The following is a 26,955-nucleotide window of genomic DNA, read 5'->3' as shown; positions in this document are numbered from 1 at the left end:
GGCGTCCTCGGTGATCGTGCAGGCGCTGAGGTCGATCGGTCAGTCGCGGAGCTGGTTGAACTGGCCCTGGTGGTACAGCAGTGGGCGGCCGGGGCCCGCGGAGTCGCCGAGGACAACTTCGGCCAGAACCATGCGGTGCTTCCCGGCCGGTACGCGCGCCACGACCTGGCACACGAGCCACGCGAGGACGTCGTCGAGAACGGGAACCCCGTTCGGGCCCTCCCGCCAGACAGTGGGCGCAGCGAAGCGGTCTGCGCCGCTGCGGGCGAAGGTCGCGGCCAGTTCCTGCTGGTGCTCGCCGAGTATGTGGACGCCGACATGGCCGGCTTCGGAAACCGCGGGCCAGCTGGAGCTGGCGGTGTCGATACCGAAGGAAACGAGCGGGGGCTCGGCGGAGGCGGAGGTGAGGGAGGTGGCTGTGAAGCCAACCGGTCCCGCGCCGCTGTTGGCGGTGATCACGGCGACTCCTGCCGCATGCCGCCGGAAGGCGGACCGCAAGAGGTCGGGAGAGGCCAGCCGGGGGGTGCCGAGATCGGGCGTAGCAGTCATAAAGGTGTCCTTCTGAGGAGAGCGGTGATGGGGTGAGGTGCTCAACTGCCTGGACAATGCGCACCCGCGGCACTGCGAGCAGGGAGCGCCGATTTGCTGCGTAGCCGCGCGCGAAGAGAGTGGAATCTATAGGGGCACCATCAAGCTGAAGATGGACGGCACGCGCAGTCAAGTGCGCCTCTACACAGCAACTCGGCTTCCGGCGACAGCAGTTAAAGGCGCGCTTGCCACTCGTCCGTCGGCGGGCGAGTGGCGTGGAGATCTGGAACCGCGGTTCGGCCGTCGTCGAGAGCGAACGCTCCCCGCAGATCACCGCCACGATGCCATGGCCGAGCAAGGGCTGGCACGGCCGGCCAGCGGCAACTCGCATACGCGGTGATGCCTCAGCCAGAGAGGACCGTTCAGGCGATGGTGAGTCCGTTCGCGAACGCGCCCGCCTAATCGTGGTGCCAGCCGCCTTCGATCTTGCGGCGACGCTGCCGCAAGGCCATGCCGCCGTAGGGGTAGTCGACTGATGGCTGACTCGCGGTACCCAACTGCTCGGCTTCCTCTCCGCTGAGCACCAGTCCTGACGCCCCGAGATTGTCCTTTAGCTGCTCGATCGTGCGAGCTCCGAGGATCACCGCGGTGACCGCCGGCTGGGCGGCGACCCACGCCAGCGCCACCTGTGAGACGGTGGCACCGCGCCGCTCTGCGACAGCCTTCAGCACGTCGATCACGTCCCAGGTACGCTGCTCACCTCTGCGGCCCCCGAAAAGGCGCGCCGTCTCAGCGTGGGACAGTCGCTGGTCGGCGGCCGGTTCGGTGTCGCGTTGGTACTTGCCGGTGAGGATCCCACTGGCCAGCGGAGACCAGGGCAGAAGGCCAAGCCCGTTGTGTCGGCAGGCCGGCACGATCTCCCACTCGATCTCGCGGGAGAGCAGGTTGTACTGCGGCTGCAAGGTGACCGGCTTGGCCAGTCCGAGCGAACCGGCGAGGTCGACAGCCTTCTGTACCTGCCAACCAGTGAAATTGGAAAGCCCGTAGTAGCGGATCTTGCCCGCCCGGATCACGTCGTCCAGGAAAGACAGGGTCTCCTCAAGCGGGGTCAACGGGTCCCACGCGTGCACCTGGTACAGGTCGATGGTCTCCAGGCCCAGCCTGCGCAGCGACGCCGTCAGGGCGCGATCGAGGTGGCGCCGAGACGCGCCGACCCCGTTGGGGTCGTTTCTGTCGGTGGCGAACCGGCCCTTGGTCGCGAGTACGACCCGGTTGGTGATCTCGGCCGGGCGGTCGGCGAACCACTGTCCGATGATCTCCTCCGAAGTGCCGCCGACGTAGACATCCGCAGTGTCGATCAGGCTTCCGCCAGCCTCGACGAAGGTATCGAGTTGGGCGAACGACTCTTCCTTGTCGGTGGCGGCGCCGAAAGTCATCGTGCCGAGCGCGAACGCGGAAACGGCGCAGCCGCTCGCGCCTAACCTGCGGTATTCCACATCGGGCTCCAAAGATCATGAAGTTGATACGTGGGGTTCCGATCACCGTCCCGGTGCTGAAGCCACAATTCTTCGTGGCATGACCGGTGCTGGCGGGGCGGTAGTCGCCGGAGGCAGAGGCAGGCGGGCCGAGAGGGCACCGCACTGGAGTAGCAGTCGATGGTTGCACCGGGGCTGATTGAGGGCTCGCCATTCGTCGTTGAGTATCCGCTCGTACCTCCCCACAGCACGGAGATTGACCACATGGTGCCCCTCGCCGATGCCTGAGACAACGGCGCCTCTGTGTGGACTGTTCCTCGCCACGACATCTGAGCCAAGGGCCGAGGCACCCCTGCCGACCTCATCGCGTGACGACTCGCTCGAACATGAACCATCTGGCGCGCGGCCCTCGCCCGCCGGCACCGTCAACGAGATGGCGAGTTACCAGCACGCCACGAAGCGGTCGGCATCACACTGTGCGACATCCTGGCGTCCGACGACGCCGAGCCACGCACTTGGTCACAGACGCGGTACTCCGGCATCGGCTCGCTCAGCACCAGTCGCGTGGCACCTGAAACCCGGCCACCGTGACGTCCGCCCTGGTCCCGCTCACTGGGTGCGGGAAGACGGGCCCATGGCAGTCCGCCCGCACGAGCGTTCCCCACAGTCAGGACACGGCTGATCTCCACGCCAACCACCACCTGCTGCATCGCACTTGCGGATACCCTTTCCCCTTGCTTCTCCGACTACCAGTTCTCTCCCCTTGGAGGCCGAAGCCGTGTCAAAGCCGCCGTTCACGCACCTGCACGTCCACACCCAGTACTCGCTGCTGGACGGCGCCGCGCGGCTGAAGGACATGTTCAACGCGTGCAACGAGATGGGCATGACGCACATCGCCATGTCCGACCACGGCAACCTCCACGGGGCATACGACTTCTTTCACTCCGCGAAGAAGGCCGGGATCACCCCGATCATCGGGATCGAGGCGTACGTGGCTCCCGAGTCGCGGCGCAACAAGCGCAAGGTTCTTTGGGGGCAGCCGCACCAGAAGCGGGACGACGTCTCCGCGAGCGGTGCGTACACCCACACGACGATGTGGTCAGTGAACAAGACGGGCCTGCACAATCTCTTCCGTCTCTCCTCGGACTCTTATGCCGAGGGCTGGCTGACGAAGTGGCCTCGGATGGACAAGGAGACCATCGCGCAGTGGTCCGAGGGCATCGTCGCGTCCACTGGCTGTCCCTCGGGCGAGGTGCAGACCAGGCTGCGCCTCGGCCAGTTCGACGAGGCTCTGAAGGCGGCGGCCGAGTACCAGGACATCTTCGGCAAGGACCGCTTCTTCCTGGAGTTGATGGAACACGGTCTTGAGATCGAGCGCCGGGTCCGTGACGGTCTACTGGAGATCGGCAAGAAGCTCGGCATTCCACCGCTGGTCACCAACGACTCGCACTACACGTACGCGCACGAGGCAGAGCCCCACGACGCCCTGCTGTGCATCCAGACCGGCAAGAACCTCTCCGACCCGAACCGCTTCAAGCTGGACGGGGGCGGTTACTACCTGAAGTCCACGGACGAGATGTACGCCCTGGACACCTCGGACACTTGGCGTCAAGGCTGCGAAAACACCCGGCTGATCGCCGAGATGGTGGACACCACTGGCATGTTCGAGACGAAGAACCTGATGCCAAAGTTCGACATCCCCAAGGGCTACACCGAGGTCACTTGGTTCAAGGAGGAGGTGCGCCAAGGCATGGTGCGCCGCTTCCCCGGCGGCGTCCCCGAGGATCGCCAGAAGCAGGTCGAATATGAGATGGATGTCATCATCCAGATGGGGTTCCCGGGGTACTTCCTCGTGGTCGCCGACTTCATCATGTGGGCCAAGAGCCAAGGCATCGCGGTCGGCCCCGGCCGTGGTTCCGCGGCCGGTTCGATCGTCGCCTACGCCATGGGCATCACCGACCTCGACCCGATCCCGCACGGACTGATCTTCGAGCGGTTCCTGAACCCCGAGCGTGTCTCCATGCCGGATGTCGACATCGACTTCGACGAGCGCCGACGTGTCGAGGTGATCAGGTACGTGACGGAGAAGTACGGCGCCGACAAAGTCGCCATGATCGGCACGTACGGCAAGATCAAGGCCAAGAACGCGATCAAGGACTCCGCGCGCGTACTGGGCTACCCGTACGCGATGGGCGACCGCATCACCAAGGCCATGCCCGCCGACGTCCTCGGCAAGGGCATCGACCTGGACGGCATCACCAACCCCTCGCACTCCCGCTACAACGAGGCGGGCGAGGTCCGGGCGATGTACGAGAACGAGCCGGACGTGAAGAAGGTCATCGACATGGCCAAGGGCGTCGAGGGGCTGGTGCGGCAGATGGGCGTGCACGCGGCCGGCGTGATCATGTCCAGCGAGCCCATCGTCGACCACGCCCCCGTCTGGGTGCGGCACACGGACGGTGTGACGATCACGCAGTGGGACTATCCCCAGTGCGAGTCACTCGGCCTGCTGAAGATGGATTTCCTTGGCCTGCGCAATCTGACGATCATGGATGACGCCGTCAAGATGGTGAAATCCAACAAGGGCATCGACCTGGAGATGCTCGCGCTCCCGCTGGACGACCCCACGACCTTCGAGCTGCTCTGCCGCGGTGACACCCTCGGTGTCTTCCAGTTCGACGGCGGCCCCATGCGCTCGCTGCTGCGCCAGATGCAGCCCGACAACTTCGAGGACATCTCCGCCGTCTCAGCCCTCTATCGGCCGGGCCCGATGGGCATGAACTCGCACATCAACTACGCGGAGCGCAAGAACGGCCGCCAGGAGATCACGCCGATCCACAAGGAGCTCGAAGAGCCCCTCAAGGACGTCCTGGACGTCACCTACGGCCTGATTGTCTACCAGGAGCAGGTGCAGAAGGCCGCCCAGATCATCGCCGGCTACTCGCTCGGCGAGGCCGACATCCTCCGCCGGGTGATGGGCAAGAAGAAGCCCGAGGAGCTGGCGAAAAACTTCGTCATCTTCCAGGCCGGCGCCCGCAAGAACGGCTACAGCGACGACGCCATCCAGGCCCTGTGGGACGTGCTGGTTCCCTTCGCCGGCTACGCGTTCAACAAGGCGCACTCGGCCGCGTACGGCCTGGTCTCGTACTGGACCGCCTACCTCAAGGCGAACCACCCCGCCGAGTACATGGCCGCGCTGCTGACGTCCGTCAAGGACGACAAGGACAAGTCGGCGATCTACCTCAACGAGTGCCGCCGCATGGGCATCAAGGTGCTCCCGCCGAACGTCAACGAGTCGGTGCACAACTTCGCCGCCCGGGGCGACGACGTGATCCTCTTCGGCCTCGAAGCCGTGCGCAACGTCGGCACGAACGTGGTCGAGTCGATCATCAAGAGCCGTAAGGCCAAGGGGAAGTACGTCTCCTTTCCCGACTACCTCGACAAGGTCGAGGCCGTCGCCTGCAACAAGCGCACCACGGAGTCGCTGATCAAGGCGGGCGCCTTCGACGCGCTGGGGCACGCCCGCAAGAGCCTCACCGCACACTTCGAGCCGATGATCGACAATGTGGTCGCGGTCAAGCGCAAGGAGGCCGAGGGCCAGTTCGACCTCTTCGGCGGCATGGGCGAGGAAGAGAGCAACGAGCCCGGCTTCGGACTCGACGTCACCTTCACCGACGAGGAGTGGGACAAGGCCTACCTGCTCGCCCAGGAGCGGGAGATGCTCGGTCTGTACGTCTCCGACCACCCCCTCTTCGGCCTGGAGCACGTGCTGTCCGACAAGGCTGACGCGGGCATCGCCCAGCTGACGGGCGGCGAGCACGCCGACGGGGCCGTGGTGACCATCGGCGGCATCATCTCGGGCCTCCAGCGCAAGATGACCAAGCAGGGCAACGCCTGGGCGATCGCCACCGTCGAGGACCTCGCCGGTTCCATCGAGTGCATGTTCTTCCCGGCGACGTACCAGCTGGTCTCGACCCAACTCGTGGAGGACGTCGTCGTGTTCGTCAAGGGACGCCTCGACAAGCGCGAGGACGTGCCGCGGCTGGTCGCGATGGAGCTCCAGGTCCCCGACCTGTCGAACGCGGGCACCAACGCACCCGTGATCCTCAGCATCCTCGAGGTGAAGGTAACCCCTCCGATGGTCGGCCGCCTCGGCGAGATCCTCACCCACCACAAGGGCGACAGCGAGGTCCGCATCAAGCTCCAGGGACCGACCAAGACCACGGTCCTGCGGCTCGACCGACACCGGGTGACACCGAGCCCGGCCCTCTTCGGCGACCTCAAGGCGTTGCTCGGACCCTCTTGTCTGACAGGATGATTCCGTCAGGACTGTCTTGATCTTGAAGACGGTCCAGGATCTGCGGACTGGGCGGGCTGCTGCTGCCTCGTGGTCACGACAAGCCTCTGGTCTGCCCGGCCGACGCTGAATCGCTGGCCAGGGCCCCAGCATGCGGCGTGCAGCGGCAGCGGGCTTCCTGTTCGGGGCCATCTGAAGGCAGGAAGCAGTCACCGCTCGCCGCCTGGACCTTAACCAGCCGCCCGTATGATCTCGTCGATCCGGGCCAGTTCTTCAGCGTCGAAGTCCAGGTTGTGGGTGGCCGCCACACAGTCCTCCACCTGCTGAGGGCTGCTCGCACCGATCAGAGCCGAGGTGATGCGGCCGCCACGCAGAACCCAGGCGAGGGCTAGCTGGGCGAGGGACTGGCCGCGGGACTTGGCGATGTCGTCAAGGGCGCGCAGCTGCCGCACAAGGTCCTCGGTCACCCAGTCAGGGCTTAGGGAGGGACTGTCACTCGCGGCGCGTGAGTCCTCCGGGATGCCGTCGAGGTAGCGGCCGCTCAGCAGGCCCTGCTTCAGCGTCCAGTAGGCGATCGGCCCGATGCGAAGTTCGTCGAGGGTGTCGAGGAGGCCGTCCTCAGGGTGGCGATAGAGCATGGAGTAGTTGGTCTGGTGGGTCAGCAGTGGTGTACCGAGCTCGCCAAGGATGCGGGCGGCTTCCCGGGTCTGCTCGGGCGAGTAGGCGGAGATGCCGACGTAGAGCGCCTTGCCCTGCTGGACGGCGGTGTGCAGGGCGCCCACCGTCTCCTCCAAGGGGGTGTCTGGGTCGGGGCGGTGCGAGTAGTAGATGTCGACGTAGTCCAAGCCCATGCGAACGAGGCTCTGGTCCAAGGACGACAGTAGGTACTTGCGCGAGCCCCCGTCGCCGTACGGGCCGGGCCACATCGGGTAGCCGGCCTTGGTGGAGATCACCAGTTCGTCGCGATACGGCGCGAAGTCCGCCTTGAGCGCGGCGCCGAGTGCTGATTCGGCGGCGCCGGGCGTACGGCGCTGGCCGTAGTTGTTGGCCACGTCGAAGTGGGTGACGCCTAGGTCGAAGGCGCGCCGCAGGATGGCGCGCTGGGTCTCGACCGGTCGGTCGGGGCCGAAGTTGTGCCACAGACCGAGCGAGATCGCGGGGAGTTTCAGGCCACTGCGGCCACTGCGTCGGTAGGGCATGTCCGTGTAGCGGTCGGGATGTGCGGTGTACTCCATGCTGTCGTGATGCCCTTCTGTTGTTCTTCGCGTCGCTGGTGGTGCCGCTGGGGGCGTCTTCGGTACGGCCCGGGGTCAGTACGGGCCGTTGAACGTAGCCATGACGTCCCGCATCTTCGGTACGACGCCGTCGGCCAGTCCCAGGACCTCCAGGCAGGCCCGGGTGACGGTCTCAGCATCGGGGTTGAACGCGTTCTCAAGAGGTGCGGACACGGGGGAAGGGCAGTCCGGCGGCGTCACCCTGCGCACCGGCACCTTCAGGGCGCCAGGCACGTTCTCCGCCACGACTGCGGCAACTTCGGAGGTGAAGCCGTAGCGTGCCCAGCTGGTGTCCGCCACGACGAGGCGCCCGGTCTTCGCGACGGACTCGCAGATCACGGCGTCGTCGAACGGCCGGATGCTGCGGACGTCCACGACCTCGGCGCTGACGCCCTGGGGCGCAAGGGCGTCAGCGGCGCGATCGGCTTCGTACACCATGTGGGAGGCGGCTACGATCGTTACGTCGTTGCCTGCGCGGACGATTCTGCCCCTGCCAAACGGCACGGCCACCGGCTCCTGTGGCACCTCGCCTTGAAGGTCGTACAGTCCGCGGTTTTCCAGTAGGACGACTGGGGTGTCGCCCTGAAGGGCTGTTACCAGCAGGCCCTTGGCGTCCGCAGGACTGGCCGGGGTAGCGACGTACAGGCCGGGGAAGTGCCCGAAAAGAGCGTGCAGGCTTTGGGAGTGGGTGGCGCCCTCTCCCCTGCCACGGCCGACGATGCCACGGTGAACAACGGGCGCGCCGCGCTTGTTGCCATACATATAGCGCCACTTGGCGGACAGGTTGATGATGGCGTCCATGGCCAGGAACATGAAGTCAGCGCGGGTGTGGACGACCATCGGGCGCAGGCCCATGGTGGCCGCGCCAACCGCGATGCCGGCGAAGGCGTTCTCACTGTTGGGTATGTCGATCACCCTGGCTTTGCCGAAGCGCTTGTAGGCTTCGTTGGTCGTGCCCCAGACGCCTGCGTGCTCGTCGACGCTCTGGCCGGCCACGATGATGGCCGGGTCGGCCTCCATGCACTGGACCGTGGCTTCGCTGATGGCCTGCGCGTAAGTGAGTGTCCTCATTGCTGCACTACCTCCCTTGGGAACGTTGCCCGTTAGCCGGCGTATGTGCCGTGGTCGCCGTAGGTGCCGACGAGCAGGTCCTCAATGCGGGGGTAGGGGGCGGCCCTGGCAGCTGCCATCGCGGCGTGCGCTTCTGCTTGGAACTCCTTTTTCCAGACGGCGATTTGCTCGTCTACTGTAGGGTCGGTGCCGCGCAAGACGTCGGCGACGCGGCGAATGGGACAGCGCTCCACCCAGGACCGCACCTCGGCCTCGGAGCGGCCGCCGGGTTCAGAGTCCCAGTAGGGGCCGACGTGCTCGCGCCAACGGTAGGTGTCCAGTTCCAGAAGGTAGGGGCCGTTGCCCGCGCGGCAGTGCTCAACCGCCATCGTGGCGGCGGCGTGCACCGAGGTGACGTCGTTGCCGTCAATGCAGGCGGCCGGAATTCCGTAGCCGCGGGCCCGCCCGCTGATGCTCGTGCCGCTGGGCTGGCGCGCTGTAAGGGGCGAGGAGAGCGAGTACTGGTTATTCTCGCATACGTATACCACCGGAAGCCGGTGCAGTGCGGCGAAGTTCAGCGATTCATGGAAGACGCCCTCTTCAGAGGCGCCGTCACCGAAGAAGGTGACCGCAACCCTGGGGGCGTGCTCGCGGGCGAAGGCCCAAGCCGCTCCGGTGGCCACGGAGATCATCTCGCCGAGGATGGCGGCGGAGGCGCCGAATCCTGCGGCCTCGTCGATGAGGTGGACGGAGCCGCCTCGGCCGCCGGCACAGCCGGTCTCTCTGCCGTACAGCTCCGCCACCATGGCGCCAAGTTCGCCTCCTTTGGCGAGGTAGTGGGCGTGGCTGCGGTGGCTGCTGTAGACGACGTCCTCGGTGCGCAGTGCTGCGCACACGCCGACGGCCGTGGCCTCCTGGCCAATGGCGAAGTGAACGGCGGTGCGCATCTGCAGGCAACGCAACCGTATTTCATCGGAGTAGACGTCGGCGATCACTTCTTCGATGCACCGGATGCGGACCATGTTCCGCAGCAACTGCCGGTCTTCCACGTGGTGTTCCTCGCTCTCGGGCTGGGTGCTGGTGCGGCTGTCGCGGTGCACAGGCGGGGTCGTCGCCAGCAGCACCGTGGCGGAGACGGTCGGTGGCGTGTGCACCGCGGACGATCTCGCCGGTGCGTCCCGGCCAACCTACGCAAGGCGGATATGTTGACCTCATGGGCGAGCCGGGCTGTGAGAGCTTCCGCCAACGCAGGGAGCGGCAGAACGGCTCGCTCACGCGGGGCGGTGATGTCGAAGCCCGTGTGCCCGGCTCCCGCCGCCAGGTCGCGGAGGGCCACGACGACATTTCCGTCAGCCAGGACGAGCGTTCCGGTTCCGGTAGGTCCGTAACCTATCCGGCGATCCGACGTGCCGGCCGGTCCGGCGGCTGCCGCAGCAACGTCTTGTCGACGGCGATGGCAGCGTGTGCCGTGTCCTCGCACGCAGACGCCCACTAGGAGTCCCACTCCAGCAGGCCCAGGGAAGCGTGGGAGAGCATCGTCGATGCCTTGCCCTTTCCTTCGATACCGGCGACCCGCTCGAGCTGTTGTGCGCAACTGCGCGGAAAACTTGGACAGGAGTGTGCCGAACTGCACGGAGGCGTTGAATCGCATGATCCGCGCTGCAAAGCTGCCCACACAAGGGGGTGCGTGATCACCACATTGGTTCAATTGGCTTGAAAGGTGGGTTTACTGGCGCGATGGAACGGTTGGAGCGTGTGGTTCCGGGGAGTTGTACGAGCTTCCCACCACATGCCTCGGTCTGCTGAAGGGGAAATAGTCCAGCATCGCATAGAGTTGCGCAGGATGCTGGCCACCAGTTTCCCGCTCAGCCCCGTCGGTCAGTCGTTGATCAGGACCAGCCATGTTGTGCCACCCCGGCGTATTGGGTCTGGCGTACACCGCCGACGCGGGAACGACGAACCGGACACCGACTATGAAGTGACGAAGCCTTCACCCCTTGCCTGCACGAGAGGGATCACAGCCTGGTACTCAATTTGAAGTTTCCCCGTGATGTTGGACACTCGATGCTTACGCTGTGAGGGTGTGTCCTTGCTCGTGGCGCTGCCGGGTCTCCAGCGGGGTGACGTAGCCCCATACTGGGTGCCGGTGCAGGCGCCTGCGGTTGTAGAAGGTCTCGATGAAGACGAAGATCTCCGCCCGGGCGGTGGCGCGGTCGGGCCATATGCGGGTGCCGATCTCCTCTTTCAACACCGCGAAGAACGACTCGGCGGCGGTGTTGTCGTAGCAGGAGCCGGTGCGGCCCATGCTCTGCCGTAGCCCCAAGGCACGTATGTCACGGCGGAGTTCACCGGACGTGTACTCACTGCCGCGGTCCGAGTGCGCGATGCAGTCGGGCTGGAGTCCTCCTCGGCCCGCGGCCATGCGGAGTGCGTCGACGACCATGCTGGCGCGATGGTGGTCGGCCATGGAGTAGCCGACGATCTCACGGGTCGCCAGGTCCATCCGGGTCGCCGGATACAACCAGCCCTCCCCGGTGGCGACGGCGGTGATGTCGCCCACCAGCTTCATCCCCGGCGCGAGTGCGGTGAAGTCGCGGCCCAGCAGGTCGGGGGCGGGTGCCGCCTTCTTCGACGGACGGGTCAGGCCGCGGCGCTTGCGCCGGGTGACCCCGGCGATGCCGCGTTCGCGCATGACGCGCTCGACGCGCTTGCGGTTGACCCGGTGACCGTGCCGGCGCAGCTCGGCGTGGATGCGCGGCACCCCGCAGGCACCCTTGGAAGCCAGGTGCAGCACGGTGATTCCGTGAGCCAGGGCGTGGTCGGCGGCTTGGCGGGCGGTACGGGCCTGCTCACCGGAACGCCAGGCGTAGAACGAGGAGCGGCCCACCTTCAGCAGTCGGCACAGGAGAGCAACGCCGAAGGTGGTCTTCTCCGCCTCGATGAACGCGTACACCTCGCTCATCGATCGCTCTCCTGCGCGAAGAAGACCGCCGCTTTTCGCAGCACCTCGATCGTCCTGGCCTGCTCGGCGTTCTGTCGCCGCAGCCTGCGAAGCTCCTCCCGCTCCGCAGTCGTCAGTTCGCCCGAAGCTCCCTGGCCCCGATCGATCCGGTCCTGTTTCGCCCATGCCCGCAGGCTCTCGCCGCTGACCCCCAGCTCCCGGGCGACCTCGGACACCGTCCGCCCGGAGGAGCGAACCAGCGCGACCGCGTCCCGCTTGAACTCCTCCGAGTACCGCTTCGCGTACTTACTTCCCACCCGGCACTACTTCCTCCGGGCTCACATGTCCCAGTCTCCAGGTGTCCACGATCAAGGGGAAGGTTCACACCCCGAAAACGGCAGCGAGCTGGGCGTGGGCAGGGCGGCACCGCAGGTGGGCGGGAGCGACCAGGGCCTGGCGGCCCACGCTCAGACGACGCCACCGTGTTCCGCGTTCCTGGCGGCGCGCCCGCAGAGGGGCCGGTAGGTAGCGCAGTCGGAGTGGACACATCGATGCCGGACGGGTGGACAAGCAGGCGGAAGCTCCCGGTGGGACAGGCGATCTTGGTCGTGAACCCGTCCACCAGGAGCTTCTGCACGTCCGGACACCGCCTTCCACCCAACCACCGCCTGCCCGGCCAGGTCGGAAAACGCTCAGGGCCTCGTTCAGCGCGGAGCGATGTCCGTGTTGCCCGTGGAACAGAGCGCCTCATCGAGGAGGCCCGCACCAGGGCCGGCCAGCCAGCGGTCGAAGCGCAGCAGGAAGGGGAATTCCGTGCGCAACGCGTCAAGGTTCGCGTTTCCCGCCAGCCTGCCGTCGTCGACGAGTGCTTCCAACTTGCTGAGGACCTCGCCCTGTGCCGACAGGGTCGTCGGCAGGCGGCTGTAGCTGATCGACCGGCCGGCGGCCCGGGTCAGATGCTCGGCCAGGGCCTTGCCGGTGAGAGTGTCACCGGCAATCTCCATAACGCGGCCGACGTAGCGATCGGGTGAGCCGAAGACCGTGGCGACGATGCGGCCGATGTCGCGTACCGCGATGAACTGCATGGCCTGGTCGGGGTGCATCAGGAATGACAGGTGTCCACCCCGGTCGAGACCCATTTCGGGGGTCACCAGGAGTTCCATGAACGTGGCGGGTCGAATGATGGTGTCGGCGATGTCCAGATTCCGAAGATGGGCCTCGATACGGTTCTTGGTGTCGAGATGGTCGACGCCCGTTGTCGAGCCCGCGGTGACCGCCGAACTGTAGACGAGGTGGGCGACGCCGCAGCGCTCGGCGATGTCCGCTACCGCTGTGCCGAAGTGGACCTCGTCCTCATTGGTCACGTCGGCGCCGACCTGGCCGGAATTCGGTTGGACACTGAAGACACCGTGGGCGCCGGAGAAGGCCGCCCGGAGCGACTCAGGATCCCCGAGGTCACCGCGGACAGTTTCGACGCCGGAGGCGGAGAGGGAACGGGCCCGGTGACCGGACGGATCGCGCACGACCGCGCGCACCCCCCAGCCGTCGGCCCGCAGCGCAGCGGCGACCGAGCCTCCCTGCTGCCCCGTGGCGCCCAGGACGACGACGGTTTTGTTGATGTTGGTCATGCCGACCACTCTGCGTTTTCGGCGATCACGGACGTGCTCCTGCTGGACATTGCTGATTTCTCCTGGGTTACTGAAAAATGAGTGGGAGATAGGCTGGTCACAGGCCTGCTCCAGGGTTCGCGCGGGATGGTTCGCGCCGTGTCCACTACGCTAAAACCTGACGCCAACGTCAGGTGCAAGCGAGACGCGGAGTCACGTCAGGAGGTCGGGATGCGGATCGGAGAGGTAGCCGCGAAGGCGGGCGTCAGCGTCAGGGCGCTGCGCTACTACGAGCAGCAGGACTTGCTGTACTCCACCCGGAATCCGGGTGGCCAGCGCCAGTATCCGGCCGGTGCCGTCGAACGGGTCGTGCTGATCCAGCAGCTCTACTCCGTGGGCTTGCCGAGCAGAACCATCCGCGAGGTGCTGCCCTTGGCCGACTCCGGTGAGGCGTCACAGGAGCTGCTGGAGCTGCTCGCGGCCGAACTCGACCGCCTCGACCGGCAGATGACGGACCTGCGGGACGTGCGGAACCGGTTGCACCACTGCATCACCGAGGCGCGCAATCATGACGGAACAGGAAGTCCATCCTGAAGCAGGGCGGCGGCCCGAGCGTGCAGCTGATACGTCGGCGGCACCAGGAGCCTGCCCGGGAAGCGACCACTTCCCGAACTGAGGTTTTCCCTCTTTGGTCAGGTGGCGAGTTCGAGGGCACCGACGGCACGGACGACGGCGGTGATCCGGGTGGTGCTGCAGCGGAGCTTCCGCAGGAGCCGCCAGGACTTGAGGGTGGCCATGGCGCGTTCGCCGAGGCTGCGGATCTTGGCGTGATCACGGTTGTGACGTCGGCGCCCGTCGCACGGATTCTTGCCCCGGAACGAGACCAGGGCTTGGGCGAGTTCCGGGGTTGAGTGGTTGGTCGGGCCGTGATCGGTTGGGGTGGGTAGCAGAACAGGCACGGGCTTCGTGATCATTGGGGTGTCGAAGCTCAAGGATCATGAGGTGGCCCGTGCCTGCCGCTGCATCTTCTCCCATCCCGTCGGTGTTGGTGAAGCTGGGGCCGCTGGACATCGGCGAAGTCGCTGACCTGCAGACGTTCCTGAACCTGGTGCCCGACCCGCGTGCGAGGCGGGGCCGCTGGTACTCGCTGACCGCGATCCTCCTCGTCTGTGCGTGCGCGGCCGTGTCGGGAGCGAGGAGCGTGGACGAGATCGCCGAGTGGGCAGCGCGGGCCTCGGACACCGTCCTGACGGCCGTCGGAGTCCGACGGCATCCGCTGCGGTGGCGTCGTGCTCCCTCGCGGACCACGATCGGCCGTGTGCTGAGGCCGTCGACGGTGACGCCCTGGACTCCGAGCCGCCGGCCTCGCCACCGAGGAGCCCGCAGTCCCACGACGCTCTTCGGTAACGATCGAACCCTGCTGACCACCCCCACACGCGGCCCGTCGTCTCGTCGACGACACCGTCCTCGACGAGACGACGCAGGCCACAGCCCCACACAAACGATCAACTCAAGATAAGCCGGCGCAGTGCGAAGTCGTCGACACCGATCACACGGGGTACCCGCCCGGTGGGAGGCGGGATCCGCAGGAGGGTGCGCAGGGCCGTGTGACGTGAGACGCCCATCGCGAGTATCGCCAGCAGACGTGCTCCGGCGCGGCCCGCTAACTCCTTGACCACGGCCTTGACTTGTCTGGTCAGGCGAGCAGTACGCCGCTGGTACCGGTCCAGGACGCCGGGCACCTGTTCGCGGAAGGTGCGGCGGCAGCCGCGCGTGGGACACACTAAACGCCGCACCCGGACACGGACCACCACCCGTCGTTCATCGATCGGCACGTCCGCGAGGGTCCGCCAGTGATAGCCGTGCACACGCTCCGACGAAGCCCCGCACCCCGGGCAAACCGCAGCGTCCCGCTGAGTCCGTGCCCGCACCACGATCCGCTCACCCGCGGCGGCCTCGTCCTCGATGACCAGCGGGGATAGACCCGAAAAGACCGTCTGCACAAGCTCGTTGACATCGTTCACGCGAATGCCAACGACCTTCACGACCCTCCGTCACCACCGAGAGTGAGACAGGGCCGCTCGTTTGACAGCCCCTGGAGCGGGTCAGAGCTTGAGTGCTGTGTGGACGAGCCTCGTTGCGGTGATCGGGACGCTGCTTGGGGCGCTCACCACAAGGCTGTTGCAGCGCTGGATGTCTTCTCGTGCCGAACGAGTGGTCCGGACGCAGCGGCTTCAAGAAGCTGCGTCGAGCCTGGCAGATGCGTTGACAGACTACCGAGGGCAGCTGTATTGGGAAACTCGTCTGGCCGCTCAGTCCGAGGCGGTGGCCGAGCAGAAAGAAGAAGCCCTGCGCGAGAGCTGGGCAGCCCGGTCGCGAGTGAACTACGCGATCAACCGGCTGCGCTTGGCCACGCAGAACGAACGCATCCTCCAACTCGCGACTGACGCCCGCAACGCGACGTTCGGCGTGCAGACCGGCGCGTGCGCTCCCCATGATGCCCGAGAGCGACAGTTCGCCTTTCTTGCTGCAGTCGCCGGGGCATCGCAGATCTGATAAGTGCCAGGCGCTCAGCCGTCGGTGATGGCCAGCAGGAATCGGGAGTGTCCAGTAGACGGCGGGGACGGCGCCGAGCACCGGCTGCAGATCCTCACCGGGATCAGGAACCGCGGCGTCCAGGACGTGCTGATGCTGGTGGGTGACGGGCTCAAGGGCCTTCCTGACGCGGTCGGCACGGTCTGGCCGGCCACCATCGTGCAGACCTGCATGGTCCACCGAAGCCGTCAAGAAGCAAGATGTTGCTTCCCAGCGGCGGCCTCGTTGAGGATGCATGCGCATATCCGACGAGGTCCGCGGCCAGATGGCACGACGGTTCGAGGCTCCGCTCCCGCATCTGAACGAGCGGCAGAAGCGGCTGGCGCGCTGGCGACCAAGGCCCGGTTACTCGGTCATGGAAACGTTCGCCTGGTCGCACGGTCCGCACCGGCCTGCGCAGCAGCAGCCGCGGCAGACGGGGGACTGCGGGCCGGGCTGCCCCGTTCGGCAGGCGGCCTTCCTGGTACGGCGATTCACCGCATGTCCTTCGCGGCGCGGTTCCAGGCCGCGTCGCGCAGCAGACGCAACCCGTTGAGGCCGACGATGACGGTCGAGCCCTCGTGGCCGAGAACACCGAGCGGCAGCGGCAGGTGGCCCACCAGGTCCCAGATGACCAGGCCGGAGATGAACACTCCGGCGATCACCAGGTTCTGCACCACCAGACGCCGGGCCGCCCGCGACAGGGCGATCACGATGGGGGCAGTGGCGAGTTCGTCGCGGACGATGACGGCGTCGGCGGTCTCCAGAGCGAGGTCGGAGCCGACGCGGCCCATGGCGATGCCGGTGTGGGCGGCGGCCAGGGCGGGGGCGTCGTTGACGCCGTCGCCGAGGACCAGCACCTTGCGCCCCCGCGCCTCCAGACGCCGTACGGCTTCGACCTTGTCCTCGGGCAGGAGGCCGGCACGAACCCCGTCGCCGCTGATGCCAACCTCGGCGGCCAGGCGCTCGGCGGCGCGCGGGTTGTCGCCCGTCACCAGCATCGGGGGGCTACCGGTCAGCGTGGCCAAGGCGGCGACGGTCACGGCGGCATCGGGACGCAACCGGTCGGCGATGCCCAGCACCCCGACCGGGCCGCCGTCGCGCAGGACCAAGACGGCCGTGCGGCCGCCGTCCTCCAAGTCGGCCGCGACCTCGGCGGCACGGGCCCCGCTGTCGTCGTTGCCGCCGTTGCCGCCGTTGCCGCCGAGGAGACGGGCGGAAGCACCGACCGCGACCATATGACCGTCGACGGCGGCGGTGACCCCGACGCCGGGAGTGGAAGTGAAGTCCCGCACGCCAGCGATGGCCAGGCCGCGGGTGCGGGCGGCGTGGACGACAGCGCGGGCCAGGGGGTGTTCGCTGGGGTACTCGGCGGCAGCAGCCAACGCCAGCAGGGCATCCTCGGTCAGCCCGGAGCCCTTCAGGGGATGAATGTCGGTGACGCGGGGGGTGCCCTCGGTCAGGGTGCCGGTTTTGTCGAGGGCGACCGCGTCGACCTGCCCGAGACGCTCCATCACCACGGCGGACTTCACCAGGACGCCGTGACGTCCGGCGTTGGCGATCGCCGACAGCAGCGGCGGCATCGTAGCCAGAACCACAGCGCACGGCGAGGCCACGATCATGAAGGTCATCGCCCTCAGCAGCGAGCCGGTCAGGTCGCCGCCGAACGCAAGGGGGATGAGGAAGACCGCCAGGGTCGCGAAGACCATGCCCAAGCTGTAGCGCTGCTCGACCTTCTCGATGAACAGCTGGGTGGGCGCCTTGGTCTCGGAAGCCTCCTCCACCATGGCCACGATCCGGGCGATCACCGAGTCCGAGGCGTCCCGCTCGACCTTCACCTGCAACGCGCCGGTCCCGTTGAGGGTGCCGGCGAAGACCTCGTCCCCGGCCTCCTTGGGGACCGGCAGCGGCTCGCCGGTGATGGTGGCCTGGTCCACCTCGCTGGCCCCGGCAACGACGCGGCCGTCCGCGCCGACCCGCTCACCGGGGCGGACCAGGATGGCGTCCCCGACCACCAGGTCCTCGGTCGGGACCGTCGCCTCGCTCCCGTCGTCGGCCAGGCGGGTAGCAACGGTCGGCGCGAGGTCGAGCAGACCGCGCACCGCGTCCTGAGTACGGGCGGTGGCCAGGGCCTCCAGCGCGCCGGAAGTGGCGAAGATAACGACCAGCAGCGCACCGTCCATCACCTGCCCGATCGAGGCGGCGCCGATCGCGGCCACGATCATCAGCAGGTCCACATCCAGGGTCTTCGCCCGCAGCGCCATCAGCCCCGCCCAGCCCGGCTCCCACCCGCCGGTGACGTAGGCGGCGGCATAAAGCGGGCCCCACGCCCAGGCAGGTGCGCCGGTCAGCTGGAGCGGCAGCGCGATCAGGAACAGCACCAGCGCCGCGGCGGCCCAGCGAGCCTCAGCCAGGGCGAACACCCGCGTACGGCGCCTCGGCGCCGTACGCGAAGAGGCCAGATCTGCACGTCCAGGCCACTGAAGCAGGTCAGAGGGCATGACAAAGTAACCCCTTCAGGGCGGGAGCGAGGCGACACGTCCACCATACATGAATGCATGAACAGGTCTTCATATGTAACCGGTAGGATGGACACCATGGGTCACGGAGCCGACGACAAGCACCATGCCACCCCCCGCGAACGCCTGGACGCGGCGGGAGCCACCGATGTCGCCGCCACCCTGCAGGCCCTGGCAACCCCCTCGCGCCTTTACATCCTTGCCCGCCTTCAGGAAAGCCCCTGCGCGGTCGGCGACCTCGCCGAAGCCGTGGGCATGGAAGCCTCAGCCTGCTCCCACCAGCTCCGCCTGCTGCGCAATCTGGGGCTCGTCACCGGAGAACGTCGGGGCCGTTCCATCGTCTACGCCCTCTACGACAACCACGTCGCCGAGCTTTTGGAGCAGGCCCTCTTCCACGTCGAGCACCTGCGTCTCGGCCTGCGCGACGTCCCCGCGATCGAAGCAGCGCCTGCCGCGGCCCGGCGGTAGGCCGTCACGTTGCGGCACCCGCCCTTCCTCCGGGATGGTTCAGGCGGGTGGGGGCCGGTTCTGCGGCTGGTCAGGGGTCCGGCAGTTCCGGGGCCGGGGTGTCCTCGCGTTCGGTGTCGGTGTGGTCGGGCATGAGGTCGGCGACGGCCATACGGATGGCGCCGCGGCTGACGCCGTGCTCGCGGGCAAGGACGGCGATGGAGCGGCCTTCCAGGTACGCGGTGCGCACCGCGTCGGTCTTCTCGGGCGGGATGGCGGGGCGGCGTCCGCCCTTGCTGCCCTTGGCCTCGGCGGCGCGCAGCCCGTCGTAGGTCAGCTCGCGCTGGAGGTCGCGCTGGAGTTCGCCGCCGGCGGCGAGGGTCTGCACCGTGAACTTCACGGTGGGCAGCAGTGCGCCGGTGCGCGGGTGGCGGGCGGTAAGGGCCATGGCGGAGAACGCGCCGTCGTGGATGCGCAGCGCCACCCGGTCGCGGTGGAGGACGTCGAGCACGTCGAGGATGTGCCCGGTGCCGCGCACGAGGCGGAACATCTCGGAGATGGGCACGGTGTCGCCCGGCCGCGCGTAGGTGATCAGCTCGCCGATCTTCGGGCGCTCAAGTGGGTGGAGACGACTGGAGGTGCCGCTGTCCTCCTCACAGACGACCGGGTCCTCGATCCCGGCCTCGGCCAGGACGAGGTTCTGCCGCTGGGTCGACTGCTGGTCGGTCGAGACCCGCTTGCAGACCAGGTTCGCCACCAAGGGCCCCTTCCGTACGGAGGAATGGACACTGGCTGTCGCCAACCCCTGTCATCAATCCCCATCGGATCTGATTGGATTCGCGCCGCCGCGACCCCCTGGATCACGCGGGTTCATCGGACGCTCCGCCGCCCTGTCGTCAAAGGTTGTTCGACGACAGGAGGGGAGGCGGTGGTCGGCACGGCGGAGGGACTGCTGACCGCCCGGCACCCGGGCAGGGGACGGTCGTCGTACTCGACGACGCCCGCCGACCGGTGCAGGCCGGACAATGGGGGTCCCTGTCGCACTCGGGAAAATGTTGGACGAAAAAGGGCTGACCAGTAAGAACGCGGTTAGGCGGTCGCGTGAGGGGCGGCGAAGGCGGTGGGGCCTGCTCGATCGCCTCTCGCTTGGCGTGCTCGGCCAGTGCCCGGTCTGGCGTATGCGGTCAGGACTGGTCCAGGGCCCGTTCGATCGCGCGGCGGGCCCGGCCCGCGGCCGACCGGTCGTGCTGGAGCTGCATGGCCGCGTTCAGTGCCAGCCCGGCGGCGATGATCTCGAACAGCGCCTGGTCGATGTCGAACCCGGCGGGCAGTTCGGCCTTCTCCACCGCCGCCGTCAGGTCCGCCCGCAGCTGTTCCCGCCAGCGCGACCACACCTCGGCCACCGCGTCGCGGACCCGGCCGGGGCGGCCGTCGTACTCGGTGAGCGCCGCGGTCATAAGGCACCCGCCGGGCAGCAGCGGCGCTTCCAGATAGCCCACCGAGTTGGCGCACACCGCGCGCAGCCGCCGCAGGCCTGGAGGCTCGGCCAGTGCGGGCTCGACAACCCGGTGCCAGAAGTCCACGAACGCCTTGTCCAGCGTGGAGATCTGCAGCGTCTCCTTGGTGCCGAAGTGCTTGTGCACCCCGGACTTGCTCATCTCCAGCTCCTCGGCGAGCCGGCCGATGGTGATGCCGTCCAGCCCTTCCTCGGAGGCGATCTCGGCGGCACGGCCGAGGATCCGGCCCCTGGTGGCCTGCGCTTCGGCTGCTGAGCGTCGGGGCGACATGCGACGACCATAGCGTACGAGCGTCCGCTATTTACTTAGAGAACGTTCGTACGCTAAATTCGTTGCCGCCACCGAGACGAAGGAGTGCGAGATGCGGGTGCGACGACTGGGCTGGGCCGGACTGGAGATCGAGGCGGGCGGCAAGCGACTGGTCATCGACTACGTGCAGGACCTCTCACCGCTGTTCACGGGGTGGAAGCCCGGCGAGTGGCTAGCAGCGCCGAGCGGGAAGGTCGCCACCGCGCTGGTCACCCACCTGCACCGGGACCACACCGACGCGCCCGCGCTCGCGGACGTGCTGACGCCGGGGGCGCCGGTGCTCCGGCCGGCGCCCGGCCACGGCGACGACGTGGACAACATGACGACACTGCTGGCCGAGAGCGAGCTGGCCCGGCACCGGCTGGCTGCCGAGGTCGTGGATGCCTGGTCCACCCGCGACGTCGGGCCGTTCCGCGTCACCGCGGTCCCGGCCGTCGACGGGCTGGGCGACCCGCAGCTGAACTGGGTGGTGGAGGCCGACGGGCAGCGGGTCTTCCACGGCGGCGACACGATGTTCCACGGCTACTGGTGGCTCATCGCGCGCCGGTTCAGCCCGTTCGACGCGGTGTTCCTGCCCGCTAACGGGGCCGTGGTCGACGCGCCGCACCTGCAGCCGCCGAGCCCGTTGCCCGCCGCGCTGGACCCGAGGCAAGCCGCCGCGGCCGCGGAGATCCTCGACGCCCGGTACGCGGTGCCGATCCACTATGAGCCGCAGCAGCCGGACAAGATCGCGGGCTACGTCGAGGTCTCCGACCCGGAGAATGAATTGCGCACGCACGCCGGACGACGCGCCCACGTCCTGGCCGTCGGGGAATGGCTGGACCTGACCACATGACCGAGAACTCCGCCGTGCCAAACGGGTTCGGGAGGTGAAGGCACGGCACGTCACCGCCCGGCTGCGGCCGCTGCCCCCACGACAAGGAACTCATCGACCTTGTCGAAGAACTGTCCTCCGCCAGCGCAGAGTTCCGCCGGGTCCGGGCCGAACAGCACATCATCAACAAGACCCACGGCTCCTACCGGCTCGCCCACCCCCGCCTCGGCTCGTTCACCCTTCTCTACCGGTCGCTGCGCCTCCCGGAAGAGCCGGACCAACTCCTCATCGTCTACACCGTCGACCCCGAATCCCCCCTGGCCGCGGCTCTGTCGTCGCCCGGCACAGGTTGATGAGACCGCTGTGCCCCTACCGGCGCTCCGGTCGGGGCGGCGCGCATGAGCGCGCGCTCGCGTCGAGCCCACGCCGACTCCCGACACACGCGTTCCACCGCGGCCATCCGAAAGAGGGCTGCACGATCCGCTGCCGCCCCGACCCGGTGAGGTGCGTCGGCGCGGCATGCGGAACCCGAACGCGCCCTCGGCGACAGCGCGAAGGGCAGGTGGGAATGGTCACCTCGTCGAACGTCCCGTTCTGCGTCCCGCCGCCCTCGGACGCACCGGCGACGGCGGCAGCACGTCCCGTGCGATCTCCCACAGACCGTCCGGAATGACCCAACCCCACCGACTACTCCCCGTGCCCCGACAACGGCCGACTCACCACCTGGGACACGGACTTGGCCTCGATGCACCGGTTGATTGGTAGTCCATGTGCCGGGCATGAAGGTACGGGTGCCTTCTCCGACTTCCACGGCTCGGGCGGCAACCCGGCGGCCAACGCGGCCCTGGTGGACGGCGCCTACATCACCCCCCGCTTCCGAACGGTAGAAATCCGCCGCCCGGCCTGAGCCTCGGCGGTCCGCCGACTCAACGGCGACGGGCTGTGCGATTGCTCCGGCGTCATCCGGGCCACCATGCGCCGCACGGTTTCCACGACGTCAACGGAGAATCGACGCGCAAGAAGCACACCAGGATACCTCTCAGCCATCTGCATCACCGCAGGTCCAAGCAGCATATCTACCGCACCGAGAATGAGAACTCACACAGACCGCGAGGTGGCAGCCTGGCGGAGAACGGCGTTCTCCGCCAGGCACGAAAAACTACCTGCCTTTGTCAGCAGGTCTGTCAGCAAGCGTCGTGAATGCAGTAGTGGCTGTAGGCACAGATAGCGCCCGCTCCATCGTCTCTCGTGCACCAGATGTTCATCGTGCCACCACCGCACGTCGTGTTACAGATCCTCCCTATAACGCAACTGCAGGGGCCGACAGCCAGTGCTTCTGCCCGCGGCACCACCCGGGCCAGCAGACGGTCACCAAATACCTCGATTGCTTTCAGTACGCGCATCAAGTCCTTCCCCCTGTGCGGAATCCTCACTATCGCCGCCAGATACACGGCAACGGTCGGCTCATGATGCAGGAGGCTGCAGGAAGCGAGCTGCAACTCGCGCATAAAAATGCAATTGTGCACCCGCGTCGCCGCCGTCTTCCAGGACTATCTGCAACTCGACCTGTCTGCCGCGGAGAACATTGGAGTGGGGGACATCGAGCATCTGAACGATCGCGCGCGCATCGTGGCCGCGGCGCGCGAGGCGGGTGCCCATGACGACCTCGACCGGCTGCCGAAGGGCTATGACACGCTGCTGTCGCGGATGTTCCTCGACAGCGCCGACGAGGACGACCCGGAGACCGGCGTCTTCCTTTCGGGCGGGCAAGGACAGCGCGTGGCCATTGCCCGCGCCATGTTCCGGGGCGACCGCGACCTGCTGGTCCTGGACGAACCGAGCTCGGGGCTCGACGCCACGGCCGAGCACACTATCCACGCGCGGCTACGCGAGCACCGGAAGGGGCGAACCAGCCTGTTGATATCCCACCGGCTCAACACCACGAGGGATGCCGACCGGATCGCCGTCCTCCAGGACGGACGCATCGCCGAACTCGGCCCGCATGACGTTTTGATGAGCGAGAACGGCAGGTACGCCGAGATGTTCTCACTCCAGGCTTCGGGCTATCTGGAGACGGGCCGGTAACCTGGTTTCCCCTCGCCACGGCGACGCTGCTCGGCATCGGCGGGACGGCGGTCTGGTGGCTGCGGCGCAGCTACCGGATCGTCACCGTCCTGGGCCGCAGCATGTGGCCGACGTTCCACGACGGGGAGGTGGTGGTGGCCCGCCGCAGATCCGCCCGGCGGCTGCGCGTCGGCGACGTGGTCATCCTCACCGCTCCGGAGCCCAAGGGAATCCTCACGGTGAAGCGAGTGGCGGCGCTGCCCGGTGACCCGGTGCCCGAGGCGGTCGTCCGGGCGGCTGCCGGGAGCGCCACCACCGGCCCCATGGGCGGTCCGGTGCCGCAGGGACACCTGATCGTGCTGGGCGACAACCCCGACCTCAGCGTCGATTCCCGGCAGCACGGCCCCAGGCCGCTCGGCGACGTCCGCGGCGTGGTGCTGCGGCCTGTGCGCACACCCCGCAGACGTCTCCCGGAAAGGGGATGAACCATGCAGTACCTCGATCTTGGTGCCCGTGTTCTGGTGGGAGTGATCTTCGCGACAGCGCTCATCAGCAAGCTCGGGGCCGGTAACTTCCGGGCGTTCACCGTGTCGACGGGCGCCCTGCTCCCCTACCGCTTCTACCGGCACCGGCGTGCGCTCGCGATCGGCTATGTGGTCTGCGAGATCCTCATCGTCGTCATGCTCACCGTGCCCACCGCCTCGCCGTGGGGACTGGCCCTGGCGGCGGCAACGCTGCTGCTGCTCGCAGCGTTCATTGCCCGCTCGATGCGCTCGGGTGACGCCGTGGCATGCCGCTGCTTCGGGGGCGCCTCGAGGACCCCGCTGGGCCGACCGCACCTGGCGCGCAACGTGGCGCTGGCGGCGCTCGCTGCCGTCGCCGCGGCCGCCGCCTGGCCCTCGGGCGCCGGAAGCGAGCTGAGCCTGGCACCGGCCGTCCCCGTGGTGGGCGCCGCGCTGCTGCTTGGCGTGCTGGTGGTCCGGCTGGACGACCTGGTCGTCCTTCTCGGTCCGACCGCGCGAACGGCCTCTTCCGCCCGGTCATCCCACGCCGGGTGAGCTGAACGGGTCCTGCGCCGCCGTCTCCTGACCCGGCGTCCGGCCCCGGCGCACGCTGCGTCGGCTGCGGGCGGGCCGGGTCGTGCCGGAGAGCGGCGATGGCCGAGGTCTGCTCCGTTACGGGCTCGTCGGAAAGCGCAAGTACTCCAAGAGCTACGCCCTCAAGGCTCAGGCCGACGGCCGACGCTCGGAGTTGATGGCCGCCGTGCGCAAGGACGAACAGTTCGACACCGAGACCGGACTACCCGTCTCCGAGATGCGCGCGATGAAGCTTTCGGTGACCTGGTACCAGCACTCCCGTACCTTCGCCGACAGCAAGTGGGACGCCCTGCCTGCCAAGTCGCGACGCAACGTCGACGACGCGCTCGCCACCATCACCCCGGCCCTGGTGAAAGAGGGCGCCGGCATGCCGGAGCAGCGGCTGCTCCGCCGCGCGCTCTACGGCTGGGCCTACAACAAGAGCCGACGGGACCAGCAACCGCCGGAGGACTGCGCCAAGGCCCTGGAAGGGATGGAGAAGCACTCCCTGCCGGTGGCCGAACTCGCGGACACGGAGGTGTTGCGCAAGGCCCTGGACGCGCTCGCCAGAAAGCTCGACGGGAAGCCGGCCGCAGGCAGGACCGCGAAGCGCAAGCGGGCCTGCCTGAGCGACGCCCTGGGCCTGGCCGTGGAAAAGAAGCTGCTGCCGAACGGCATCAACCCCCTGAAGACGATCCGCTGGGCCGCAACCCCCGCCAGATCCGCCAACTCCTCGCTGGAGTACGGGACCAGGGCGAGCGCGGTGAGCATCTGGAGGCGTTCTTCGGGTGCCTGTACTACGCCGCCACCCGCCCGGCCGAGGCCATCCACCTGAAGAAGAACCAGTGCCACCTCCCCAAACAGGGCTGGGGCCGCATCACCCTCCGAGGGGGCATGGTCCGGGCCGGCCGAGGCTGGACCGATGACGGACGCGCACACCAGCAGCGCAGCCTGAAGGCCCGGGCGGAGCAGGACTCACGGCCTGTGCCGATCCCGCCGGACTACGTCGAGATACTGCGCAGCCACATCAAGCGCCACCGCCCCGCACCCGACGGCCGGATCTTCCGGACCAGCCGCGGTGGGCTGCTCCAGGAGAGCGGCTACGGCGAGGTCTGGGCCAAGGCCCGGAAGGCCGCGCTGACCCCGGAGGAGGCAGCGTCCTTGCTCGCGCGCAGGCCCTATGACCTACGGCATGCCGGGGTCTCCTTCTGGCTGAGTTCCGGTGTCGACCCCGCGGAGTGCGCACGGCGGGCGGGCCACAGCCTCACGGTGCTGTTCCGCGTCTACGCCAAGATCCTCGCGCAGAACGAGGAGCGCTCCAACCAGCGCATCGAGGCCGCGATGCGCGAGTGGGACGACGCGGACGGCTAGCCAGAAGGCTGTCCCCCCGGGGGACACCTGGGGAACACGGACTGACCAGGGGTGGGAAAGGCCAGAGACAGAGGACAGCATAAGCCGCGTTTCGATTCCCGTTCGAGAGCGGCGAAGCGGGGCAGCAAAACAGCCCCCGCCCAGCCTTTTGGCTGGTCAGAGGGCCGTTGCCATGTTGTGGCGGCGCCAGGATTCGAACCTGGGAAGGCTGAGCCGGCAGATTTACAGCCTGCCCGGCGCAGGCCCCTGACCAGGCACTTCCCGCCTCCTGGCGCCGCCACCCCACAAATACCCCACGGGCCACCCTCGCTCGCCTCGGCTCGCAGTCGGCGGCGCCATCCACCGAACCGACACATGGACTACCCTTGGTACATGTCCATGAAGCGCACGAACGTCTACGCCGACCCCGAGGACCTGGCCATCATCAAAGAGGCAGCCAGGCGCCGGGGCATCAGCGAGGCCGAGATCATCCGCCAGGGCATCCACCTCGCCGCCATGGCCAACCGCGTCTGGGACGAGCCGCTGTTCTCGCGCACCTTCGAAGGACCGGGCCGCACACCATCCAGAACAGAGGTCCGCGACACGGTCGCCGACGCCGTCCACCGCGAGACGGACACCGGAAACGCCGCATGATCATCGTCGTCGCCGACACCTCCGGCCTGCTGGCCGCCCTCGACGCGGCCCATCCGGAACACGGCGCGGCCAACGAGGCGATCACCGCCGCGGGCCTCCTGGTCATGTCCCCGCTCCTCCTCGCCGAACTCGACCACGTCGCCACACGCGAACTCGGCCGCGAAGCCGCGCTCAGCTCCATCGACGACATCCGACACTGGATGCACCGCGGCCGCATCGTCGCCCCGGAGATCACCGACGACCACCTCGCCACCGCCCAGTCGCTGCGCCGCCGCTACCGCGCCCTCGATCTGGACCTCACCGACGCCGTCAACGTGGCTCTGGCCGCCGACTACGACACCGACGCGATCCTCACCCTCGACCGACGCGACTTCCGCGCCGTACGCCCCCTCGGCCGGCACAAAGCCTTCCACGTCCTACCCGACGACCTTCCCCTCTGACACAAGCCCCTCGGGCCCG

23 protein-coding genes, 1 tRNA gene and 5 pseudogenes are annotated in these 26,955 nt (G+C 67.9%); 14 read left to right on the top strand and 15 right to left on the bottom strand.

What is annotated here, in order from left to right:
• Positions 1–39 precede the first annotated feature (39 nt).
• Positions 40–549 (bottom strand): flavin reductase family protein, encoded by a 510-nt coding sequence (locus tag RM779_RS12775; RefSeq protein WP_311617807.1) that lies wholly within the window; start codon positions 547–549, stop codon positions 40–42.
• A gap of 437 nt (positions 550–986) precedes the next feature.
• Positions 987–2,024 (bottom strand): aldo/keto reductase, encoded by a 1,038-nt coding sequence (locus RM779_RS12770; RefSeq protein ID WP_311617806.1) that lies wholly within the window; start codon positions 2,022–2,024, stop codon positions 987–989.
• A gap of 757 nt (positions 2,025–2,781) precedes the next feature.
• Here RM779_RS12770 and dnaE point away from each other — a divergent pair.
• Positions 2,782–6,321: a DNA polymerase III subunit alpha gene (gene dnaE, locus RM779_RS12765; RefSeq protein WP_311617805.1), complete on the top strand. Its 3,540-nt coding sequence runs from the start codon at positions 2,782–2,784 to the stop codon at positions 6,319–6,321.
• A gap of 209 nt (positions 6,322–6,530) precedes the next feature.
• On the opposite strand, the gene RM779_RS12760 is transcribed toward dnaE, so the two are convergent.
• From RM779_RS12760 to RM779_RS12730, 7 genes and pseudogenes are all read right to left on the bottom strand, one after another.
• Positions 6,531–7,535, bottom strand: a complete 1,005-nt coding sequence (locus RM779_RS12760; protein WP_311617804.1) for an aldo/keto reductase — start codon at positions 7,533–7,535, stop codon at positions 6,531–6,533.
• Between the two features lie 75 nt (positions 7,536–7,610).
• Positions 7,611–8,645, bottom strand: coding sequence for an alpha-ketoacid dehydrogenase subunit beta (locus RM779_RS12755; RefSeq protein WP_311617803.1), 1,035 nt, complete (start codon positions 8,643–8,645; stop codon positions 7,611–7,613).
• Between the two features lie 32 nt (positions 8,646–8,677).
• Positions 8,678–9,748: a thiamine pyrophosphate-dependent dehydrogenase E1 component subunit alpha gene (locus RM779_RS12750; RefSeq protein WP_311617802.1), complete on the bottom strand. Its 1,071-nt coding sequence runs from the start codon at positions 9,746–9,748 to the stop codon at positions 8,678–8,680.
• Between the two features lie 944 nt (positions 9,749–10,692).
• Positions 10,693–11,586 (bottom strand): IS3 family transposase, encoded by an 894-nt coding sequence (locus RM779_RS12745; protein ID WP_311617801.1) that lies wholly within the window; start codon positions 11,584–11,586, stop codon positions 10,693–10,695.
• A complete protein-coding gene (locus tag RM779_RS12740) occupies positions 11,583–11,882 on the bottom strand; it encodes a transposase (protein WP_311617800.1) in 300 nt (99 codons plus the stop codon). The genes RM779_RS12745 and RM779_RS12740 overlap by 4 nt, the downstream gene beginning before the upstream one ends.
• A gap of 67 nt (positions 11,883–11,949) precedes the next feature.
• Positions 11,950–12,139: pseudogene (locus tag RM779_RS12735) on the bottom strand (IS5/IS1182 family transposase); the annotation flags it as partial.
• A gap of 130 nt (positions 12,140–12,269) precedes the next feature.
• Positions 12,270–13,193, bottom strand: a complete 924-nt coding sequence (locus RM779_RS12730; RefSeq protein ID WP_311617799.1) for an NmrA/HSCARG family protein — start codon at positions 13,191–13,193, stop codon at positions 12,270–12,272.
• Positions 13,194–13,403: 210 nt separating this feature from the next.
• Between RM779_RS12730 and RM779_RS12725 the strand changes: the two genes are divergently transcribed.
• A complete protein-coding gene (locus RM779_RS12725; protein ID WP_311617798.1) occupies positions 13,404–13,766 on the top strand; it encodes a MerR family transcriptional regulator in 363 nt (120 codons plus the stop codon).
• 98 nt (positions 13,767–13,864) lie between these two features.
• Here RM779_RS12725 and RM779_RS12720 read toward each other — a convergent pair.
• A pseudogene (locus RM779_RS12720) lies at positions 13,865–14,011 on the bottom strand (IS5/IS1182 family transposase); the annotation flags it as partial.
• Between the two features lie 158 nt (positions 14,012–14,169).
• Here RM779_RS12720 and RM779_RS12715 point away from each other — a divergent pair.
• Positions 14,170–14,691, top strand: coding sequence for a transposase family protein (locus tag RM779_RS12715; protein ID WP_311617797.1), 522 nt, complete (start codon positions 14,170–14,172; stop codon positions 14,689–14,691).
• Position 14,692: 1 nt separating this feature from the next.
• Here RM779_RS12715 and RM779_RS12710 read toward each other — a convergent pair.
• Positions 14,693–15,196: pseudogene (locus RM779_RS12710) on the bottom strand (transposase family protein); the annotation flags it as partial.
• Positions 15,197–15,314: 118 nt separating this feature from the next.
• Between RM779_RS12710 and RM779_RS12705 the strand changes: the two are divergent.
• Both RM779_RS12705 and RM779_RS12700 read left to right on the top strand, forming a co-directional pair.
• Complete coding sequence (locus RM779_RS12705; protein ID WP_311617796.1) at positions 15,315–15,728, top strand: hypothetical protein; 414 nt, start codon at positions 15,315–15,317, stop codon at positions 15,726–15,728.
• 57 nt (positions 15,729–15,785) lie between these two features.
• A pseudogene (locus RM779_RS12700) lies at positions 15,786–15,968 on the top strand (transposase); the annotation flags it as partial.
• 272 nt (positions 15,969–16,240) lie between these two features.
• Here the strand turns inward: RM779_RS12700 and RM779_RS12695 are convergent.
• Entirely contained in the window at positions 16,241–18,247 is a 2,007-nt protein-coding gene (locus RM779_RS12695) for a heavy metal translocating P-type ATPase (RefSeq protein WP_311617795.1), read from the bottom strand.
• 96 nt (positions 18,248–18,343) lie between these two features.
• On the opposite strand from RM779_RS12695, the gene RM779_RS12690 reads away from it, so the two are divergent.
• Positions 18,344–18,733, top strand: a complete 390-nt coding sequence (locus RM779_RS12690; protein WP_311617794.1) for an ArsR/SmtB family transcription factor — start codon at positions 18,344–18,346, stop codon at positions 18,731–18,733.
• 70 nt (positions 18,734–18,803) lie between these two features.
• On the opposite strand, the gene RM779_RS12685 is transcribed toward RM779_RS12690, so the two are convergent.
• Positions 18,804–19,469, bottom strand: a complete 666-nt coding sequence (locus RM779_RS12685; RefSeq protein WP_311617793.1) for a recombinase family protein — start codon at positions 19,467–19,469, stop codon at positions 18,804–18,806.
• A gap of 427 nt (positions 19,470–19,896) precedes the next feature.
• Positions 19,897–20,499 (bottom strand): TetR/AcrR family transcriptional regulator, encoded by a 603-nt coding sequence (locus RM779_RS12680; protein WP_311617792.1) that lies wholly within the window; start codon positions 20,497–20,499, stop codon positions 19,897–19,899.
• A 91-nt stretch (positions 20,500–20,590) separates the two neighbouring features.
• Here RM779_RS12680 and RM779_RS12675 point away from each other — a divergent pair, with 91 nt between their 5' ends.
• The 6 genes and pseudogenes from RM779_RS12675 to RM779_RS33680 all read left to right on the top strand — a co-directional run bounded on the left by RM779_RS12675 (position 20,591) and on the right by RM779_RS33680 (position 25,863).
• Entirely contained in the window at positions 20,591–21,373 is a 783-nt protein-coding gene (locus tag RM779_RS12675; RefSeq protein WP_311617790.1) for an MBL fold metallo-hydrolase, read from the top strand.
• Positions 21,374–21,465: 92 nt separating this feature from the next.
• The gene (locus tag RM779_RS33685; protein WP_394813293.1) at positions 21,466–21,705 is read left to right on the top strand and encodes an MmyB family transcriptional regulator; all 240 of its coding nucleotides are present in this window, start codon (positions 21,466–21,468) and stop codon (positions 21,703–21,705) included.
• 1,159 nt (positions 21,706–22,864) lie between these two features.
• The gene (locus RM779_RS12665; protein WP_394813284.1) at positions 22,865–23,437 is read left to right on the top strand and encodes an ATP-binding cassette domain-containing protein; all 573 of its coding nucleotides are present in this window, start codon (positions 22,865–22,867) and stop codon (positions 23,435–23,437) included.
• 26 nt (positions 23,438–23,463) lie between these two features.
• Complete coding sequence (locus RM779_RS12660) at positions 23,464–23,901, top strand: S26 family signal peptidase (protein WP_311618009.1); 438 nt, start codon at positions 23,464–23,466, stop codon at positions 23,899–23,901.
• Between the two features lie 3 nt (positions 23,902–23,904).
• Positions 23,905–24,474, top strand: coding sequence for a MauE/DoxX family redox-associated membrane protein (locus tag RM779_RS12655; RefSeq protein ID WP_311617787.1), 570 nt, complete (start codon positions 23,905–23,907; stop codon positions 24,472–24,474).
• Positions 24,475–24,556: 82 nt separating this feature from the next.
• Positions 24,557–25,863: pseudogene (locus RM779_RS33680) on the top strand (tyrosine-type recombinase/integrase).
• 178 nt (positions 25,864–26,041) lie between these two features.
• On the opposite strand, the gene RM779_RS12640 reads toward RM779_RS33680, so the two are convergent.
• Positions 26,042–26,142 (bottom strand) — tRNA-Tyr (locus tag RM779_RS12640).
• 93 nt (positions 26,143–26,235) lie between these two features.
• On the opposite strand from RM779_RS12640, the gene RM779_RS12635 reads away from it, so the two are divergent.
• Together RM779_RS12635 and RM779_RS12630 are read left to right on the top strand one after the other, a co-directional pair.
• Positions 26,236–26,496, top strand: coding sequence for a ribbon-helix-helix domain-containing protein (locus RM779_RS12635; protein ID WP_311617786.1), 261 nt, complete (start codon positions 26,236–26,238; stop codon positions 26,494–26,496).
• Positions 26,493–26,936 carry a PIN domain-containing protein gene (locus RM779_RS12630; RefSeq protein ID WP_311617785.1) on the top strand — a complete coding sequence of 148 codons (444 nt, stop codon included), beginning with the start codon at positions 26,493–26,495 and terminating at the stop codon, positions 26,934–26,936. The genes RM779_RS12635 and RM779_RS12630 overlap by 4 nt, the downstream gene beginning before the upstream one ends.
• Positions 26,937–26,955: the final 19 nt, after the last annotated feature.

It is taken from the genome of Streptomyces johnsoniae, from assembly GCF_031845565.1.
GTDB lineage: Bacteria > Actinomycetota > Actinomycetes > Streptomycetales > Streptomycetaceae > Streptomyces > Streptomyces johnsoniae.
This window is presented reverse-complemented; position numbering and strand designations above follow the sequence as displayed.